Here is a 16,661-nt window from a genome sequence, read left to right as displayed (position 1 = left end):
CGGAATGCGATCTCCAGCATTCCGCTTTTCGTAAGAGCTTACGAACCGAATGCCGTCGCGAGCTTGCTGGCCGGCGGCGGGGCATAGCCGCCAAGGCGCGAGGTGCGCATGTTGAGGGCGCCCATGGCCTCGGCGAGTTTCACGGCACAGGTCACGCCATCGAGCACGGGCAGGCCGTGTTCCTGTGCGAGATCATTGGCAAGGCCGGCCATGCCGGCGCAGCCGAGCACGATCGCCTCCGCCCGGTCCTCGGCGACGGCGATCCCGATCTCCGCGCTGATCTTCTGGCGCGCATTGGAACCGGGCTGCTCCAGTTCCAGCACTGCAACTTCCGAGGAGCGCACCCGCGCGCAACGCGCCGCAAGGCCGTAGCGCGCAAGATTGTGCTCCAGTGCCGGCACGGAACGGGCCAGCGTCGTGACGACGGAGAACTTGTTCGAGATCATCGAGGCAAAATGATAGGCCGCCTCGCCGATGCCGATGACGGGTTTGTCTGTCAGGCAGCGCGCAGCATCGAGCCCCGTGTCGTCGAAACAGGCGATGACGACAGCGTCGCAATCCGGATTGTCCTTGATGACGCCGAGCAGGCCGGCGAGGCTCATCGCCTCGTCGAAATAGCCTTCGATGGAGACCGGACCATTCGCCGGATTGACCGCGACGATCTCGGTCCCGGCAGAGGCGGCGCCAAGCGCCGCCTTACCGATATGGTCCGTCATCGATGCTGTCGTGTTGGGGTTGATGACGAGGATTTTCATTTTAGAGTTCGCCTCCGAGGTAGGCAGCCTTGATGCGGTCGTCGTTCATCAGATCCTTGGAATTGCCTGACAGCGCGATCGACCCGGTGGAAAGCGCGTAAGCGCGGTTGGAGATGGACAGCGCCATGCGGCTGTTCTGCTCGACGAGGAGGATCGAAACCTTCTCGTCGCGGCTGATGGCGACGATGGCGCGGGCGATGTCCTGCACCAGTTTCGGCGCGATGCCGAGCGACGGTTCGTCGAGGAGCAACAGTTTCGGACGGGCCATCAGCGCGCGGCCGATCACCATCATCTGCTGCTCGCCGCCCGACATGGTGTTGGCCTGCTGATGGTAGCGTTCGCGCAGGCGCGGGAAACGCGTCAGCACGTTTTCCAGCGTCTGCTCGATCTCCGCCTTGTCGGTGCGGGTGAACGCTCCCATCAGGAGGTTGTCCTTCACCGACATCAGCGGAAAGGCACGACGTCCCTCGGGCACCATGGAGATGCCCTTGCGCACCACATCGGCGGCGGAGGTGCCGTCAAGGCGCGCCCCCTGGTAAAAGATCTGGCCGGACTTCACCGGCCGAAGACCGGTGATCGCCCTGAGGATCGAGGACTTGCCCGCCCCGTTCGCGCCGATCAGCGCGACGGTTTCGCCTTCGTCCACATCGATGGAAACGCCCTTCAGCGCATAGATGTGGTCGTAGTAGAGTTGGATATTCTCAACGCTCAATATCTTCGTCATGGCTTACATCCCGATCGCCGCATCTTCGGAGCCGAGATAGGCCTCGATGACCTTCTCGTTCTCGCGGATTTCCTGGGGGGTGCCCTCGGCCAGCTTCTGGCCGAAGTTGATGCACACGATGCGGTCGCTGATCTTCATGACAGCGGGCATGTCGTGCTCGACGAGAAGCACGGTGACGCCGCGCTCGTCACGCAGGCGCCGCACGAGGCCGACCATCTTCATCGTCTCGTCATGGTTCATGCCGGCGAAGGGTTCGTCGAGCAGGATGACCTTCGGATCGGTGGCAAGGCCGATCGCCATGCCGAGCGCGCGCAGATGCCCCTGCGGCAGGTTCGAGGCGAGTTCGTTGCGGATCGCCTGCAGGCCGAGGAAATCGACGATGTCGTCCGCCGAGGCCGCAAATGCCGCCTCGTCATCCTTCGCTTGGCTCGTGCCGAGGAAGAAGCCGAAGAGGCTCGCCTTGGAGCGCAGGTGATGGGAGACGATGATGTTTTCGCGCACCGTCATGGAGCGGAAGATCGTCGTTTCCTGGAAGGTGCGCACCACGCCCATGCGGGCAACCTTGTGCGGGGCGAGGCTGGAGATGCGCGTGCCGTTGAACAGCACCTCCCCGCTGGTCGCCGGCACGAAGGAGGAGATCAGCTTGAACAGCGTCGATTTCCCCGCGCCGTTCGGGCCGATCACCGAGAGGATCTCGCCCTTGTTGACGTCGAAGGAGACGTCGTTGACAGCCGTCAGACCACCGTAGCGCTTGGTGATGTTGCGGATTTGCAGGATGGTGCTCATGCGCGTCCCTCCTTCTTGTCGAGAAGGCTCAAAACCCCGTTCGGCAGGACCAGCATGAGCAGGATCATGACGCCGGAATAGATGAGGAGCTGATATTCCCGGGCGATCGACAGGAGGTCCCAGCCGAAATAGAGCAGGAGCGTGCCGAGCATCGGGCCGAAGACATAACCGAGGCCGCCGAGGAAGCAGTAGAGCATGAAGTTCACGCTGTCGGCGACCACGAAGGAGGACGGATAGATCGACTGGGCGATGGAGGCGAACATGGCGCCCGCAATGCCGCCGAAGAACGAGGAAATCGCATAGGCGAGCACCCGGAGATAGGCGGTGTTGACGCCGATCGAGGCCGAAAGCTCCTCGTTCTGCTGGAGGCTGCGGCAGAGATGCCCAAGCCGCGAATTCACGATGCGCCACAGCACCAGGTAGGTGATGACCATCAGCACCACGGCCATGAGGTAGAAACCGAAGCGCGGGTTGGAGAGCGTGCCGAAGGCCGGGATGATCGTCAGGCCGAAGATGGAGAGCTCGCCGGGCAGCGGGATCGAGGTGATGCCCTTGGCGCCGTTGGTGACGGGCAAGGCAAGCGCGGAAAGGCGTGCGACCTCGGTCAGGACGAGCGTCACCATGGCGAAGTAGACGCCGCGGAGCCTGAGGATCGGAAAGCCGATCAGCACGGAGATGACGGCGCAGAACAGGCCCGCCAGCGGCAGCGTCAGCCAGAAGGAGACGCCGGCCTGGGTGACCAGGATCGCCGAGACATAGCCGCCGACCAGCGCGTAGGCGCCCTGACCGATATTGATGCGGCCGATGTAGAAGGTGAGCCAGACGCCGGCAGCACCAACGGAGAGCAGCGCGACCGAGGTCAGCGTGTAGAAGAAATCCACGCGTCCGGTGGCGCTGATGAACAGCGGCACGAGCACGAAGACGGCGAGAAGGAAGACGGCGAAGCCGACAAGGTTTTTCGTGTTCATGATCTCAACCCCACGGCTTGCCCATCAGCCCCTGCGGGCGGATGGCCAGGAACACCATCAGCGAGGCGAAGATCACGAGATAGGTGACGTCGCCATAGGCCGAGAGCACGGTGAGGCCGACGCTCTCCATCATGCCGAGGATGAAACCGCCGGCAATCGCTCCGGAGATCACGCCCGCGCCGCCGATCATGATCATCAGGAAGGCCTTGACCGAGGTCGGGCCGCCCATGCCGAGATTGACGCCGGTGATGGTGACGAGGAGGCCCCCGACGAGGCCAGCCAGCATCGCGCCGAGCGCAAAGCCGATCATCGAATAGCGCGAGACGTTCACGCCCATGAGCTGGGCGGCCATCTTGTCCTGCGCGAGTGCCCGCATGGCGCGGCCGGTCTTGGAGTAGTTCATGAAGCCGATGAAGGCCACGATGAGCAGGATGGCGAGCACGCCGATCAGGATGCGGTCGTAGGGCATGATGATACGCATATCGAGATTGAGCACGCCGTTGACGATCTTCGGCACGCCGCGCTGCTTTTCCCCGAAGAGCAGCAGGATGACGGCATCGAGGAAGAAAGCGACGCCCGCTGCAAGCAGCATGGTCGATTCATCCCGCTTCGAGCGGCGCACGACCGGCGCGAAGAGGAACTTCTCGATGGCCGCGCCCATGACCGCCAGTACGATCGCCGAGGCGAAAAGGCCGACAATGAAAGGCAGGCCGAGCTGAACGACGACGGTGTAGGTGACGAAGCCGCCGAAGACGTACATCTGCCCGTGGGCGAAGTTCAGCACGTTCATCAGCGAGAAGATCAGCGTCAGCCCGAGGGCGATCAACGCATATTGCGCACCAAGGTAGAGACCGTTGGCAATTATCTGTTCCATCGTGAGCCTCCAATGGAAAGAAGGTTCAGGCAAAAAGGGACCCGGCCGGACGACGCGCCGTCCGGATCCCCCATCTTATCAATGCCTAGGCTCCGATCAGTCGACCTGACCGACGAACAACGTCTCGAACTTGCCGCCCTTGTACTCGTTCACGACGAGCGGGACGGAGATCTGCCGCTTCTGGCCAAAGGACGTCATGCCGACATATTTCAGCTTGGCGTCGCCCTTCATGAAGGGGTTGGCGGCTTCGAACGTGTCCATCGTCTTCTTGAATTCATCGACATTGTCGATCGCAGCGGGGTTCGCCTTGAGCGTCTCGATGATGTATTCGAGCGCATAGACCTTGGTGTTCGACTCATCGTTATACTCACCGAACATCTTCGTATAGCGCTCGACGAATTCCCGCATCGCGTCGCTCGCAAGCTCCGGCGTGGACGCGCCACCAACAGAAATGAAGCCGTCCGCGAGTTCTCCCGCACCTTCCTGCAGAACGCTGGCATCCTGCCCGGTTTCCGTCGAGATGAGGCCGGTATAGCCGAGTTCGCGTGCCGAGCGGATCAGCTGCGGGGCATTGGCCGGCGAAACACCGGAGAGCACCAGCAGGTCTGGCGAAGCCTGAATAACGGGCAGCAGCACCGGGGTGAAATCGGTGGTGTCCACCTGATAGGTCACGTTGCCCGACACGACTTCAAGCCCGAGCGCCTCGGCGGCGGCAATACCGGATTCCCGCTGGCTCAGCGGATCGGATTCGTTGGCGGCAACGAAGGCCACCTTCTTCACGCCCTTGGTTTCCTTCAGGAACTTGTAGATGGCAGGACCGGACTGGTAGTTCGCCACCATGCCAAGGATCGCGTTCGATGCCGGCGCGGTGAAGAGTTCCTTCGGGAAGGCATAGGGGAAATACATGATGCCGTTCTGCTCGGCGACCGGGCGCACGGCGGCGGCGCCGTCATCGACGTTCGGGCCGACGACATAGTGCACGCCGTCCTGCGCCATCTTCTCCATGCCTGCAATGGCACGCTTGGGGTCCTTCTGGTCGTCGAAGGGCACGATCTCGATATTGTAGGTCTTGTCACCGATCTTGACGCCGCCAAGCTCGTTCAGCCAGGCCGCACGCGCTTCCATCGAGCGCTGATTCGAAACACCCCAGGACGCGGCCGGGCCGGAGGTGACGCCGACGAAACCGACCTTCAGCGTGGCGTTCTCGGCATAAGCCACCATCGGCATCGACAGCATGGTCGCGGCGGCAAGGGCGGAGATCTTCAGAAATGTGCGCTTGTGCATGATGTTCTTCCTCTGGGCCATTGATCTGTTTTTGATAGGCGCATGGGTCGCAAGCGGCGGCCCCAATCGGCCTTGGCAGAGGCATTGAGCGCATTGTTAACGATCTTGTCAAGTGGTTGTGAACACGCGATACTATTCCGTGTCAACGAAATCGGCGCTTGTTGGTCAACCAAATCGGTCTTATTTAGGGGCTGTGCAACAGACTGCGCGTGTCAGGGTGAATTCGGTGGTTGATGTAGGCAGGGAAAACCTGGTTGAGGCGGAAGAGATCGACGAGAGCGATATCGTCGATCGCATTTTCGAAGCGGTCATCGAACAGCGATTGCCGCCGGGCACGAAGCTTTCGGAATCGGCCCTGTGCGACGCTTTCGGCGTCGGGCGCATGCGCATCCGCCGCAGCCTGCTCCTGCTGGCGAGCCGCGAAGTCGTGGAACTGCATGCCAATCGCGGCGCCTTCGTCGCCTCGCCGACGCCCGAGCAGGCCCGCGAAGTCTTCGAAGCCCGCCTCGCGCTGGAGCCGAACATCGCCCGTCTTGCCGTCCAGCGCGCAAACGCGGCGGACATTGCCGCACTGACCCGCCATCTGGAAATGGAATATGTGGCGCACAAGGAGCGCCACCGCCACGACGCGATTCGCCTGTCCGGCCAGTTTCACACGCTGCTGGCGCAGATCGCCGGCAATGCCATCCTCATCCGCACGATGAAGGAACTGGTGACCCGTACTTCGCTGATCATCGGCCTGTTCGGGGCACCCGGCGTCAGCAATTGTCGCGACGACGACCACGCCGCCATCGTTGGCGCCTTCCACACGCGCGATGCGGAAAAGGCAGCCTGGATGATGACCCTGCATCTGCGCCACATCCAGGAGCACCTGGAAGCGGGCGCAAAGACCTCCGACAGCGTCGATCTCATGGCCCTGTTCGGTAAGGCGTGATCCGCCGGGTCTCCAGCAGGTAGCATGGCCCGCGTCAGTCCTCGGCCGTGCCTGCCGGCGATGCGCAGGGAGGACACAGACGAAACGTCAGGGCGATGATGCCTTTTCCTCCGGCTGCTCGATGCGGATGGCCGGATCGAACCGGTAGCGCGTCGTTATGGCGAGCCGGTAGCCGTTGACATCGGCATCCGAGACGGTCGCCACCGGACGGTAGCTGGCAGGGTCGAAATAGGCCGTGACACGCGTATCCAGCGTGCCGATCTTCTGACGGAAGACGAAACCACGGTAGGACTTGCCCTCGAAGGTCACCTCGCCGGGGCACTCGAATTCCCGTGCATTTTGATCGTAAACATAACGATCGGCCACCACGCTCTCGAGCGACTGCTGCAACTGCTCCACCGGCATCGGAACCCAGGCCCCCTTCGCCAGGGTCCACCCCTCCTCGCCGATAATGATGAAATCTGCCTGGGTATTGAGCCCCGACGTCTTCATGCGCAGGCCTTGCGTCATGTCGAAAAGCGAGGACGAAGCCATGCGCCGCACCACCGCTCCATCCGATGCCAGCACGTCGGCCACCACTTCGACCCCATAGCGCACCGCATCCGGACGGTGCCGGTTGATCCCGGTGAAATCCGAAAGGCAGTCGGCCCAGCCATCCTGTCCTGTCGAAACCAGAAGGACCCCCACCAGAAAAGCGACCCTGATGTTCAACTGCCTCTCCCCCGCCCCGAGCACGATGGTTCGCACGAGAGGGAACGCATCAGCCGCCCCGCCTATTCACGTTGCCCCCGCGTCTTCCCGCGGCACGCAGGTACCCGCCAAGAGAGGCCCTTTCGGCTCAGCTGCGCTCGATATCCCGCCTGAGCACGATGGAGGTCGTCAGGTCTTCGACATTGTCCATAGTCGAGACCTCGTTTCGCAGCTCGTTGAGCGCGTTGATCGAGCCGACCTCCACCTCCACCACGAGATCAAGCTGGCCGCTGACGGAGGAGACCTTGCGCACCGCGGAAAAGCCGGCAAGGCGATCCAGCACGCCGATCGAGGGCGTGCGCTTGAGGGTGACGAGCAGGAAGGCCTGGATCTGCCCGTCATCGAGTTGGCCGATGTCCGCCCGGTAGCCGCGGATGATGCCGGCCTTTTCCAGCCGGCTGACACGCTCGGTGGTGGCGCTGCGCGACAGGCCGATCCGCCCCGCCAGCGACTTCATTGGAATGCGCGCCTCGCGGGAGAGAATGCTGAGGATCATGCGGTCGATGGCGTCCGTATCCTGCATGGCCCCTTCCCAATTCGCGCCGACAAGATGACGGTTATTATAAACAGAGTGCCGGCACAACCGGCATAATGCCGGATGCGCCGCCGCGTCGTCCATGCAACTCTTTCGGCAGGAACGAGGATGACCATGAACGACATGCTGAAGACGACCCCGGATTTCTCCATCGACGCCGCCGCAGCGCTGCTTGCAGAGCATTACGGTCTCTCCGGCACGCTTTCGCCGCTGGCCAGCGAACGGGACCAGAACTTCAAGGTGGAGACGACGGAAGGCACCTTCATCCTGAAGATCATCAACGCCGCGGAGCCGGAGATCGAGAGCGACTTCCAGACAGCGCTGCTCGCCCATCTCGGCACCCATGCCGGCGACCTGCCGGTACCCCATATCCGGCCGACACTGTCGGGCGGAAGCCTTGCCTCCACCACCAGCCCGCACGGCGTCCAGCATCGTATCCGGCTGGTGAGCTGGGTCGAAGGCAGGCCGCTCGCCGAGACGGAGCGCAGCGATGCCGCGCTTCAGTCCCTCGGCCGGATGCTTGGCCGCTTCGATGCCGCGCTGAAGGGCTTCATGCATCCGGGTGCCCTGCGCGATCTCGACTGGGACATCCGCCATGCCAGCCGCTCCGCCGCACGCCTGCAGCATGTCGCCGCCGCCGAGGACCGGGCATTGATCGAGCGTTTCCTCAAGCGCTTCACCGCCATCGCCCCGCGCCTTGCAACGCTGCGCGCCGCGGTGATCCACAATGACGCCAACGACTGGAACGTGCTCGTCGACGCAGCCGATGCCGACCGCATTTCCGGCCTGATCGATTTCGGCGATGCGCTGCATGCACCCGTCATCGCCGAAGTTGCCATCGCAGCCGCCTATGCCGGCCTCGACCACGGCGACCCGATCGGCGCGGCTGCCGCCATTGTCAGCGGTTTTCATGCCGAATATCCGCTGCAGGAAGAAGAGGTCGATCTGCTCTACGACCTCATCGCCATCCGCCTCGTCACCTCGGTGACCATCTCCGCCTCCCGCCGCAGCCATGCGGAGGACAACCCCTATCTCGCGATCAGCGAGCGTCCGGCCTGGACGTTGCTGCGCAAGCTCGACCGCATGAACCCGCGTTTCGCCACCGCCATCCTGCGCAAGGCCTGTGGTTTCGAGGCCGCACCGGGCGCCCGCACCGTCGCCGGCTGGATCGCGAAGAACTGCAAGACACTCGCCCCCCTGCTGGAGCGCCCGGCCGCGACCTATCCGGCAGCCCTTGTCCCCTACGGCGACCCAGCCCACCCGATGACCGTCAAGTCCGCCGCCGAGCAGCCGGACGAGGCGCAGGCGATCTGGGAAGCATATTGCCGCGAGAACGGCATCGAGCTCGGCATCGGCCCGTTCGGCGAGGAGCGCACCGTCTATGCCGGCGATATGTTCGTCTCGCGCTTCATCGAAAAGACGCGCCGCACCCGCCATCTCGGCCTTGACCTCTTCATGGCCTCCGGCACGAAGCTCTACACGCCCCTGCCGGCGACTGTCGTCAGCGTCGAGATCGAGAAGGACCCGCTCGGTTACGGCTGCCTGATCGCGCTTCGCCACGAGCCGGAGGATTGCCCGCCCTTCGTCAGCCTCTGGGGTCACCTCGCACATGAAGCCCTGGGGCGGCTCAAGGCAGGGGAGCGGCTGGAAGCCGGCGCGCTCGTCGGCGAAATGGGCGCACCGACGGAAAACGGCGGCTGGGCGCCGCATCTCCATCTCCAGCTCTCCGCCGACACCAACCTCTCCGCCACCGAAATCCTCGGCGTCGGCGAGCCGCGCTATCTCGACGTTTGGGCAGAGCTTTTCCCCGATGCCAGCACCTTTGCCGGCATCGCCGGGGAATTCTACGAACGCCACGGCCGCTCGCATGAGGAGATCGTCAAGCTCAGGCGCGAATTGCTGCTGCCGAACCTGTCCATCTCCTATGACAAGCCGATCAAGTTCGTACGCGGCGAAGGCGTCTTCCTGATCGACGACAGCGGCCGGGCCTATCTCGACTGCTTCAACAATGTCTGCCACATCGGCCATGCCCATCCGGTCGTGGTGGAGGCGATGGCGAAGCAGGCGGAAACGCTCAACACCAACACCCGCTACCTGCATGACAACATCGTCGCCTATGCCGAGCGTCTGACGGCAACGCTGCCGAAGGAGCTGACGGTCGCCGGCTTCGTCAACAGCGGCTCGGAGGCCAACAGCCTGGCGCTGAGACTGATGCGGGCGCATACCGGCCGCGAGAATGCCATCACGCTCGACTGGTCCTATCACGGCACGACACAGGAGCTGATCGACATCAGCCCCTACAAGTTCCGCCGCAAGGGCGGCAAGGGACCGAAGCCCCATGTCCATGTCGCGACCGTTCCCGATAGCTATCGCGCGCCCGACAACTGGTCGGTCGAAGAGCACGGCAAGCGCTTTGCCGAAAGCGTCGCGGAACTGATCGCCGGCATGCAGGCGAAGGGCGAAGGTCCGGGCTTCTTCATCGCCGAATCCATTCCGAGCGTCGCCGGCCAGGTCTTCCTGCCGGAAGGCTACCTGAAGGAGGTCTACCGGCTGGTGCGCGAGGCTGGCGGCGTGTGCATCGCCGACGAGGTGCAGGTCGGCTTCGGCCGCGTCGGCAGCCATTGGTGGGCCTTCGAGACGCAGGGTGTCGTGCCCGATATCGTCACCATGGGCAAGCCGATCGGCGACGGCCACCCCATGGCCGCCGTGGTGACGACCCGCGAAGTGACCGACAGCTTCAACAACGGCATGGAATATTTCAACACCTTCGGCGGAAACCCGGTTTCCTGCGCCGTCGGCCTTGCCGTGCTCGACGTCATCGAAAGCCAGAACCTGCGCGGCAATGCACTGACCATCGGCAACTATCTGATGGACGCCTTCCGCGCCATGCAGACACGCTACGACGTGATTGGCGACGTGCGCGGCCTCGGCCTCTTCCTCGGCATCGAGCTCGTCACCGACCGCAGGACGAAGGCACCCGCCACCGAGTTCGCCCGTGCCGTCTCCAACGGTGCCCGCCGCCGCGGCGTTCTGATGGGAACGGAAGGGCCGCATGACAATGTTCTGAAGATGCGCCCGCCGATGATCTTCTCGAAGCGGGACGCCGACCACCTGATCGCCGTGCTCGAGGAAACCTTCGCCGACGTCGCCAAGACGCTCGGCTAAGGCAAACGCCACCACCACGCAACAACTTGCCGCCGGGAAGGATCGCCTTCCCGGCCAGGATGACGCATGCCCAAAATCAACAAGGAGGAGAACCAATGAAGATCGCAACTTTGGCCATGGTTGCCGCCACGCTCGCCACCGGCACGGCCGCCCATGCGGGCACACTCGATATCATCAAACAACGCGGCGAGGTGCGCTGCGGCGTCAGCCAGGGCGTGCTCGGCTTTTCCGTGCCGGACAAGAACGGCGTCTGGGGCGGCTTTGACGTCGACTTCTGCCGCGCCGTCGCCGCCGCCACGCTCGGCAATCCGGACAAGGTGGCTTATGTGCCGCTCTCCACGAAGGACCGTTTCACGGCGCTGCAATCCGGTGAAGTGGACCTGCTCTCGCGCCAGACGACCTGGACCCTGTCGCGCGACACCGACCTCGGCATGAGCTTCGTCGGCGTCAACTACTATGACGGCCAGGCCTTCATGGTCAGCAAGGAGATCGGCGTGAAGAGCGTCAAGGACATCTCCGGCGCGTCCGTCTGCACGGAAACCGGCACGACGACCGAGCAGAACATGGCCGACTACTTCAGCGCCAACAAGATCGAATACCAGGTCATCGCCTTCGAAAAACCGGACCAGACGGTGCAGGCTTTCAACACCGGCCGCTGCGACGTCTACTCGACCGACGCCTCCGCGCTCTACGCCCAGCGCCTGACGCTCAACGACCCCCAACGCTTCGAGGTGCTGCCGGAAGTCATCTCCAAGGAGCCGCTCGGCCCGGCCGTGCGCCAGGGCGACGACCAGTGGTTCAAGATCGTGCGCTGGACGCTGTACGCGCTGATCGAAGCAGAAGAGATGGGCATCGGCAAGGACAACGCGGCGACACTCGTCGAAAGCGGCACCATCGCGCAGAAGCGCTTTCTCGGCATCGAGAACGAGGCCGGCAAGGCGATGGGCCTCGATCCGAAATGGGCCTATCAGGCCGTCTCCGCTGTCGGTAACTACGGCGAGATCTTCGAGCGCCACCTCGGCAAGGACAGCCCGCTGAAAATCGACCGCGGCCTCAACCGGCTGTGGAGCGACGGCGGCCTGATGTACGCCCCGCCCGCCCGCTAAAAATCAGGGAACGCCGCAGGATCGTTCCTGCGGCGTTCCGCATTCTATTCGCGCGCGCCGTCGGCAAGCGCCGAGAGCCCCGCCATGTCGCGGATCAAAAGCTTCTGCCGCCCGCCCTCGACGAGGCCGCGCGCCTCCCAGGCGCTGAGAATGCGCGAGACCGTGTGCAGCGTCGTGCCGGTCATCTCCGCAATATCCTGCCGCGAAATGGGGAAATCGATACGGATGCCGGCCTCTTCCTTCCGCCCAGCCTGCTGGGACAGGCGAAGCACGGCATGCGCCACCCGGCGCTCGACCTCCTGCGTCGACATCTCCCGGATGCGGGTATGAGCCTCCTCCAGCCGCTGGCCGATCGTCTGCATGGCCGTGACGGCAAGGCGAGGATTCTGCTCGACGAAATGCGGCCAGAGATCCGTCGGCCAGCCGAGGATGACGCTTTCCGTCGCCGCCCGCGCGGTGCCCGGATAGTCCGTGCGCTGCAGCGCCTTGGCGAAGCCGAAGAGATCGCCCGGATGCACGACCCGAACGATGATCTGCTGGCCGTCTTCCGTCACCTGCGTCACTTTCAGCCGGCCATGCAGCAGAAGAAAGAAGCTCGCCGCCTGCTGGCCCTGCTCGAAGACGGCATCGCCCTGCGCCACGCGACGCGCCGTCGCATGGGTCAGCAGCCTGTCGAGGTCCTCGTCGCTCATCCTGTCGAACAGGGCGAGCGATCGGACGACGGTCCGGTCGATCTTCACAGCCAAATCCCTCTCGCGTGAAAGCTACCGGCTTCTATCACGCCATCCCGTCACCTGAAAGTTTGAACATCCCCGTCAGAAAGAAACCCCCTTTTCCTTCAAGGCCACGAGCAGGGGCGCATACCAGCGCGTGTCCTTGACGAGGCGGAAGCCGACATTGTCCGGCGGCACGCCGACGGCACAGCCGCCGCCCTTTGGGTTGCGCACGAACGAACTCATCGCCGCCCGGTGCTTGCCGCTGGCAATGTAGATGCCGCACGACGACACGTCGTTCAGCACCTTGCCAGCCTTGTCGAGATTGACGCGGCGGTGGCAGGTCGCGGTCCATTCCCAGACATTGCCGGCGAAATCGGCAAGGCCGAATTCGTTTTCACCGAAGCGTCCGAGCGGCTGGGGAACGGGATCGCGCGAGGCCTTGCGCGCCGCTTCGCGGCGATAGTCCGCAAGCCAGCGCTCGGCCGGATTGGTGCTGTTGATGTCGACACCGAGCGCGTCGTCGGGAAAGCGCGTGCCGGCGGCGAAGGCGAGTTCCTCGTCGCTCGGCAGGGTCCAGATCTCGCCGGTGCGAGCGCCTAGCCAGCCGGCATAGGCCATCGCGTCGTCATAGCTGACACCCGTCACCGGCGTCTCGGCCGCTTCGGCCGGCACGAAGCCGGGCTCGGCCCGCGCGCAAACGCCATCCGCAACGCAGCGCCGGTATTCCGCCGCGGTGACCTGGTATTTCATGATGGTGAGCGGGCTTCGAACGGTAACGGTCTTGACCGGCCCGTCGACGGCAAAGCCGTTGCGGAAGAATTCCCCGCTCTCACGGTATTCGAAGCGGCGCGGTGCGATTTCCACGGTGATTGGCTCGTCCAGCACGGGACCGGCGGGCGCTGCACCGATGAGATCGGCCTTCACCGCGATCCCGCCGGCTAGCGCGGCGAGGAGCAGCGCGGGAAGGGCGAGCGATGTCCAGGAAATGGCGGGCTTCGAAATCAATGCAGCCATGACGGCCTCCTTGCGCATCGCCCGGACGATCCTTCGGCGTCCGGGACGGGCGCCACATTCGGACCGGACCGCCGGTGGCGGCCCGCATTGGCAGGCCCACCTCCAGGGGCAGGCCTGCCGGCAGCAGGGGTGTCAGGCGCCGCTTGGCGGCATGACCGAGGTCATCAAATCGTCGTTCCACTCGCCGGTGACCGTGAAGTGTGCAGCGGCGCCCAGCTCGAAGGCCTCGATCAGGTTGTGGTTGACATAGGCGTAGATGCCGGGCTGCTCGAAGGTGTAGAAGGCCGCACCCGCCGTGCCGCCCGGAATGAACCAGGTCTCCTGATCGACATCAGGCACGTTGCGGAACTTGCCGGTCGCCCAGACATAGTCGCCATGCCCGCCGATGAGGTGCGGCCGGGTATCGCGGTTGGCCTGCGAATGCACGATGAGCACCTTCTCGCCCACCTTCGCCTGCAGGGCGCTGTCGCCGGTCAGCGCGCCGACGGCACCGTTGAAGACGATGTGGCTCGGGGTCAGCGTGCGCATGACTTCGAGCGTATCGGCATACGATTCCCCGACGCTCGGATACTTCTTGTAGTTCCCTGCCGCATCCTTCGGCACGTAGAAGTCCTGCTCGCCGACATAATAGACGCGGTCATAGGTCAGCTCCTTGCCGTGCCCGTCCGTCAGGCCTTCGCGCGGCAGCACCATGATGGCGCCGTTCATGCCCGAGGTGACGTGCCAGGGCACCATTCCGGGAGGTGCGCAATGGTAGACGAAGACGCCGGCCTTGGTGGCCTTGAAGCGCAGCACCGTGCGTTCACCCGGGTTCACCACGGTCAGCGCGCCGCCGCCAAGCGCACCCGTCGCCGAGTGGAAGTCGATATTGTGCTGCAACTCGTTGGTTTCGGGGTTGATCAGCGTCAGTTCGACATAGTCGTTCTGGTGCACCACCATCAGCGGGCCCGGGACCGAGCCGTCGAAGGTCATCGCATGGACCTCGGTGCCCTTGTCGTCGAGGATCATCTTCTTTTCCTCGATCGTCATGGTGAATTCGTAGACTTTCGGTCCGCCTTCGGCCTTCTGGGTGTGGGCGTGAACGAAGGGCGGCTTGACCAGCTCGACCTTCACGCGTTCCAGCTTGGCGATGTCGGCCGCCGTCGCGGCTGCATTTGTCTCGATGGCGCCGCCTTCCGCTCGCGCCATCGACGCCGCAATGATCGGCGTCAGGACGCCGGCAAAGGCGGCTCCGCCCAGAATGGTGCGGCGTGTCATCTGAAGCTGCTCGGTCATTGTGTCTCTCCTTTTTGAAAGGACGGAGCGGTGTATCGCCCGGTCCTCTCTGTTCTAGGAGCATTCGCGCCAACCTCTTTGAGATGGGACAAACAGGCCTTTTCGGCCGCTGCGGCATTTTGGCAGGTGCTGATTTGCTCTTTGCCATCTCGCAAAGAAGCCTCTGCCCGGCTGCCCTAGAAAGAGCTGACAAATGCAAAGGAGCAGACCCAAAATGAGCGCAAGCCAACCCGCAGCGCGCGTCAGCCGCGCCGTTCCCCGCGGCCTTTCCCGCACCGGCCCGGTGCTGTTCTCCTACGGCTTCCGGCCATTCTTCCTCGGCGCCGGCCTCTGGGCCATCGCGGCGATGTCCTTGTGGATCGCGGCGATCACCGGGCATATCGAAATCGGCGGCGACTATGGCGCGCCCAACTGGCACGCGCATGAAATGCTGTTCGGCTTTGCCTCCGCCGTGCTCGCCGGTTTCCTGCTGACCGCGGTGCCGAACTGGACGGGCCGCCTGCCCGTCTCCGGCTGGCCGCTCTTCGCGCTCTTTGCGCTCTGGTGCGCCGGACGCGCCGTGCTGCTCGTGCCGGATGCGGTCGGCGTGACCACGGCCGCTATTATCGACGCACTCTTTCTGCCGGTGCTGCTTGCCATCTGCACGCGCGAGGTCGTGGCGGGGCGCAAGTGGAAGGACCTGAAGGTGCTCGGCGGCCTCCTCGCCTTGTCGATCGCCAACGGCATCTTCCATGTGGCGGCGATCGACGGCGAACATGACCGCATGGCGATCCGCCTGGCCGTTGCCGCCTATGTCGTGTTGGTGATGATCGTCGGCGGCCGCATCCTGCCGAGCTTCACCCGCAACTGGCTCAACAAGTCCGGCCGCACGGATTTTCCCGTGCCTTACAACCGCTTCGACATGGTCGCGATCCTTGTCGGCGTCGGCGCGCTTGCCGCCAGGACGCTCGTGCCCGAACACCCCGGCACCGCCGGCCTCGGCCTGGGTGCAGCCGTGCTGCATTGCATCCGTCTTCACCGCTGGCGGGGCTGGACGACGCGGCCGGAAAAGCTGCTCGTCGTCCTGCACATTGCCTATGCCTTCGTGCCGATCGGCTTCGCCTCCATCGCCCTCAGCGCACTCGGTTTCCTGGAGGAGCGCTCCGTCCTGCATCTCCTCTCGGTCGGCGCCATCGCCTGCATGATGCTTGCCGTCATGACGCGGGCGAGCCTCGGCCATACCGGCCGGCCGCTGCAGGCCTCGCGCCTCACCGTCGCAGCCTATGGCGCGCTTATCCTCTGCGCGCTCATCCGCCCGCTCGGCGAGGTTTTCCCGGAAGCGAGCCACCTCGTCTACGCCGCCTCAGGACTTCTCTGGATCGCAGCCTTTGGGCTCTTCTGCCTGGAATATGCGCCGATCCTTGCCTGCAAGCGCCGCACACCACTCTGAACGCGAAGCGGCCCGGAAGCATTTCCGGGCCGTTTTCCTTACCTAGAGTTCCGCCGCCATCATCTCCGGCGTCCAGGGTGGCTCATAGGTCAGCCGCACCTCGGCATATTCGACGCCCGGCACGTACCAGACGCAATTGCCCACGGCATCCTTGAGGTAATCGCTCGCCGGGCAACCGCGTGTCGTCGTCGTCATGGCGATGCGCACAATGCCACCTTCTTCCACCGAAATCTCGTAGATCAGGCCGAGATCGACGATGTTGCGGCCGATCTCCGGGTCAATGATCATGCGCAGGGCATTGCGGATGGCCTCGGTCAATGCGGCCTTCTCGTCCTCGTCCATCGGA

16 protein-coding genes are annotated in these 16,661 nt (G+C 64.0%); 4 read left to right on the top strand and 12 right to left on the bottom strand.

The genetic code is table 11. The features are described 5' to 3' along the window. Positions 1-38: 38 nt before the first annotated feature. From AKG11_RS08985 to AKG11_RS08960, 6 genes are all read right to left on the bottom strand, one after another. Positions 39-755, bottom strand: coding sequence for an aspartate/glutamate racemase family protein (locus AKG11_RS08985; RefSeq protein WP_023516407.1), 717 nt, complete (start codon positions 753-755; stop codon positions 39-41). Between the two features lies 1 nt (position 756). Continuing rightward, the gene (locus AKG11_RS08980) at positions 757-1,479 is read right to left on the bottom strand and encodes an ABC transporter ATP-binding protein (protein ID WP_023516406.1); all 723 of its coding nucleotides are present in this window, start codon (positions 1,477-1,479) and stop codon (positions 757-759) included. 3 nt (positions 1,480-1,482) lie between these two features. After that, positions 1,483-2,265, bottom strand: coding sequence for an ABC transporter ATP-binding protein (locus tag AKG11_RS08975; RefSeq protein WP_023516405.1), 783 nt, complete (start codon positions 2,263-2,265; stop codon positions 1,483-1,485). Beyond that, positions 2,262-3,233, bottom strand: a complete 972-nt coding sequence (locus AKG11_RS08970) for a branched-chain amino acid ABC transporter permease (RefSeq protein WP_050743646.1) — start codon at positions 3,231-3,233, stop codon at positions 2,262-2,264. Before AKG11_RS08970 ends, AKG11_RS08975 begins: the two co-directional genes overlap by 4 nt. 4 nt (positions 3,234-3,237) lie before the next feature. Next, complete coding sequence (locus tag AKG11_RS08965; RefSeq protein ID WP_050743645.1) at positions 3,238-4,107, bottom strand: branched-chain amino acid ABC transporter permease; 870 nt, start codon at positions 4,105-4,107, stop codon at positions 3,238-3,240. A 96-nt stretch (positions 4,108-4,203) separates the two neighbouring features. Then, the gene (locus tag AKG11_RS08960) at positions 4,204-5,391 is read right to left on the bottom strand and encodes an ABC transporter substrate-binding protein (protein WP_050743813.1); all 1,188 of its coding nucleotides are present in this window, start codon (positions 5,389-5,391) and stop codon (positions 4,204-4,206) included. 226 nt (positions 5,392-5,617) lie between these two features. Here AKG11_RS08960 and AKG11_RS08955 point away from each other — a divergent pair, with 226 nt between their 5' ends. After that, positions 5,618-6,325, top strand: coding sequence for a GntR family transcriptional regulator (locus tag AKG11_RS08955; protein ID WP_050743812.1), 708 nt, complete (start codon positions 5,618-5,620; stop codon positions 6,323-6,325). Between the two features lie 87 nt (positions 6,326-6,412). Here AKG11_RS08955 and AKG11_RS08950 read toward each other — a convergent pair whose 3' ends face one another. Then, the gene (locus AKG11_RS08950) at positions 6,413-7,036 is read right to left on the bottom strand and encodes a hypothetical protein (RefSeq protein WP_050743644.1); all 624 of its coding nucleotides are present in this window, start codon (positions 7,034-7,036) and stop codon (positions 6,413-6,415) included. A gap of 127 nt (positions 7,037-7,163) precedes the next feature. Next, positions 7,164-7,598, bottom strand: coding sequence for an Lrp/AsnC family transcriptional regulator (locus AKG11_RS08945; protein ID WP_024271305.1), 435 nt, complete (start codon positions 7,596-7,598; stop codon positions 7,164-7,166). 126 nt (positions 7,599-7,724) lie between these two features. Between AKG11_RS08945 and AKG11_RS08940 the strand changes: the two genes are divergently transcribed. Further along, positions 7,725-10,775 (top strand): aminotransferase class III-fold pyridoxal phosphate-dependent enzyme, encoded by a 3,051-nt coding sequence (locus AKG11_RS08940; RefSeq protein ID WP_050743811.1) that lies wholly within the window; start codon positions 7,725-7,727, stop codon positions 10,773-10,775. A 95-nt stretch (positions 10,776-10,870) separates the two neighbouring features. Further along, positions 10,871-11,881, top strand: coding sequence for an amino acid ABC transporter substrate-binding protein (locus AKG11_RS08935; RefSeq protein WP_050743643.1), 1,011 nt, complete (start codon positions 10,871-10,873; stop codon positions 11,879-11,881). A 44-nt stretch (positions 11,882-11,925) separates the two neighbouring features. Here the strand turns inward: AKG11_RS08935 and AKG11_RS08930 are convergent, their stop codons facing one another. From AKG11_RS08930 to nirK, 3 genes are all read right to left on the bottom strand, one after another. Then, positions 11,926-12,621 carry a Crp/Fnr family transcriptional regulator gene (locus AKG11_RS08930; RefSeq protein ID WP_050743810.1) on the bottom strand — a complete coding sequence of 232 codons (696 nt, stop codon included), beginning with the start codon at positions 12,619-12,621 and terminating at the stop codon, positions 11,926-11,928. A 75-nt stretch (positions 12,622-12,696) separates the two neighbouring features. Then, positions 12,697-13,611 (bottom strand): SUMF1/EgtB/PvdO family nonheme iron enzyme, encoded by a 915-nt coding sequence (locus AKG11_RS08925; protein ID WP_050743809.1) that lies wholly within the window; start codon positions 13,609-13,611, stop codon positions 12,697-12,699. Positions 13,612-13,743: 132 nt separating this feature from the next. Next, a complete protein-coding gene (gene nirK / locus AKG11_RS08920; protein ID WP_023512034.1) occupies positions 13,744-14,886 on the bottom strand; it encodes a copper-containing nitrite reductase in 1,143 nt (380 codons plus the stop codon). 214 nt (positions 14,887-15,100) lie between these two features. Here nirK and AKG11_RS08915 point away from each other — a divergent pair, with 214 nt between their 5' ends. Then, positions 15,101-16,315 (top strand): NnrS family protein, encoded by a 1,215-nt coding sequence (locus AKG11_RS08915; RefSeq protein WP_050743642.1) that lies wholly within the window; start codon positions 15,101-15,103, stop codon positions 16,313-16,315. Between the two features lie 42 nt (positions 16,316-16,357). Here AKG11_RS08915 and AKG11_RS08910 read toward each other — a convergent pair whose 3' ends face one another. Continuing rightward, a complete protein-coding gene (locus AKG11_RS08910) occupies positions 16,358-16,657 on the bottom strand; it encodes a metal-sulfur cluster assembly factor (RefSeq protein WP_050743641.1) in 300 nt (99 codons plus the stop codon). Positions 16,658-16,661 lie beyond the last annotated feature (4 nt).

The organism is Shinella sp. SUS2, assembly GCF_001262505.1.
In the GTDB taxonomy this organism is placed as follows: Bacteria; Pseudomonadota; Alphaproteobacteria; order Rhizobiales; family Rhizobiaceae; genus Shinella.
Note: the sequence above shows the minus strand (reverse complement) of the source record. Positions and strands in the feature narration are given on the sequence as shown.

Coding starts and splice junctions, on each gene's coding strand:
- AKG11_RS08970 (WP_050743646.1), bottom strand. CDS start 3,233: ATGAACACGAAAAACCTTGTCGGCTTCGCCGTCTTCCTTCTCGCCGTC.
- AKG11_RS08925 (WP_050743809.1), bottom strand. CDS start 13,611: ATGGCTGCATTGATTTCGAAGCCCGCCATTTCCTGGACATCGCTCGCC.
- AKG11_RS08945 (WP_024271305.1), bottom strand. CDS start 7,598: ATGCAGGATACGGACGCCATCGACCGCATGATCCTCAGCATTCTCTCC.
- AKG11_RS08985 (WP_023516407.1), bottom strand. CDS start 755: ATGAAAATCCTCGTCATCAACCCCAACACGACAGCATCGATGACGGAC.
- nirK (WP_023512034.1), bottom strand. CDS start 14,886: ATGACCGAGCAGCTTCAGATGACACGCCGCACCATTCTGGGCGGAGCC.
- AKG11_RS08960 (WP_050743813.1), bottom strand. CDS start 5,391: ATGCACAAGCGCACATTTCTGAAGATCTCCGCCCTTGCCGCCGCGACC.
- AKG11_RS08980 (WP_023516406.1), bottom strand. CDS start 1,479: ATGACGAAGATATTGAGCGTTGAGAATATCCAACTCTACTACGACCAC.
- AKG11_RS08940 (WP_050743811.1), top strand. CDS start 7,725: ATGAACGACATGCTGAAGACGACCCCGGATTTCTCCATCGACGCCGCC.
- AKG11_RS08910 (WP_050743641.1), bottom strand. CDS start 16,657: ATGGACGAGGACGAGAAGGCCGCATTGACCGAGGCCATCCGCAATGCC.
- AKG11_RS08915 (WP_050743642.1), top strand. CDS start 15,101: ATGAGCGCAAGCCAACCCGCAGCGCGCGTCAGCCGCGCCGTTCCCCGC.
- AKG11_RS08935 (WP_050743643.1), top strand. CDS start 10,871: ATGAAGATCGCAACTTTGGCCATGGTTGCCGCCACGCTCGCCACCGGC.
- AKG11_RS08975 (WP_023516405.1), bottom strand. CDS start 2,265: ATGAGCACCATCCTGCAAATCCGCAACATCACCAAGCGCTACGGTGGT.
- AKG11_RS08965 (WP_050743645.1), bottom strand. CDS start 4,107: ATGGAACAGATAATTGCCAACGGTCTCTACCTTGGTGCGCAATATGCG.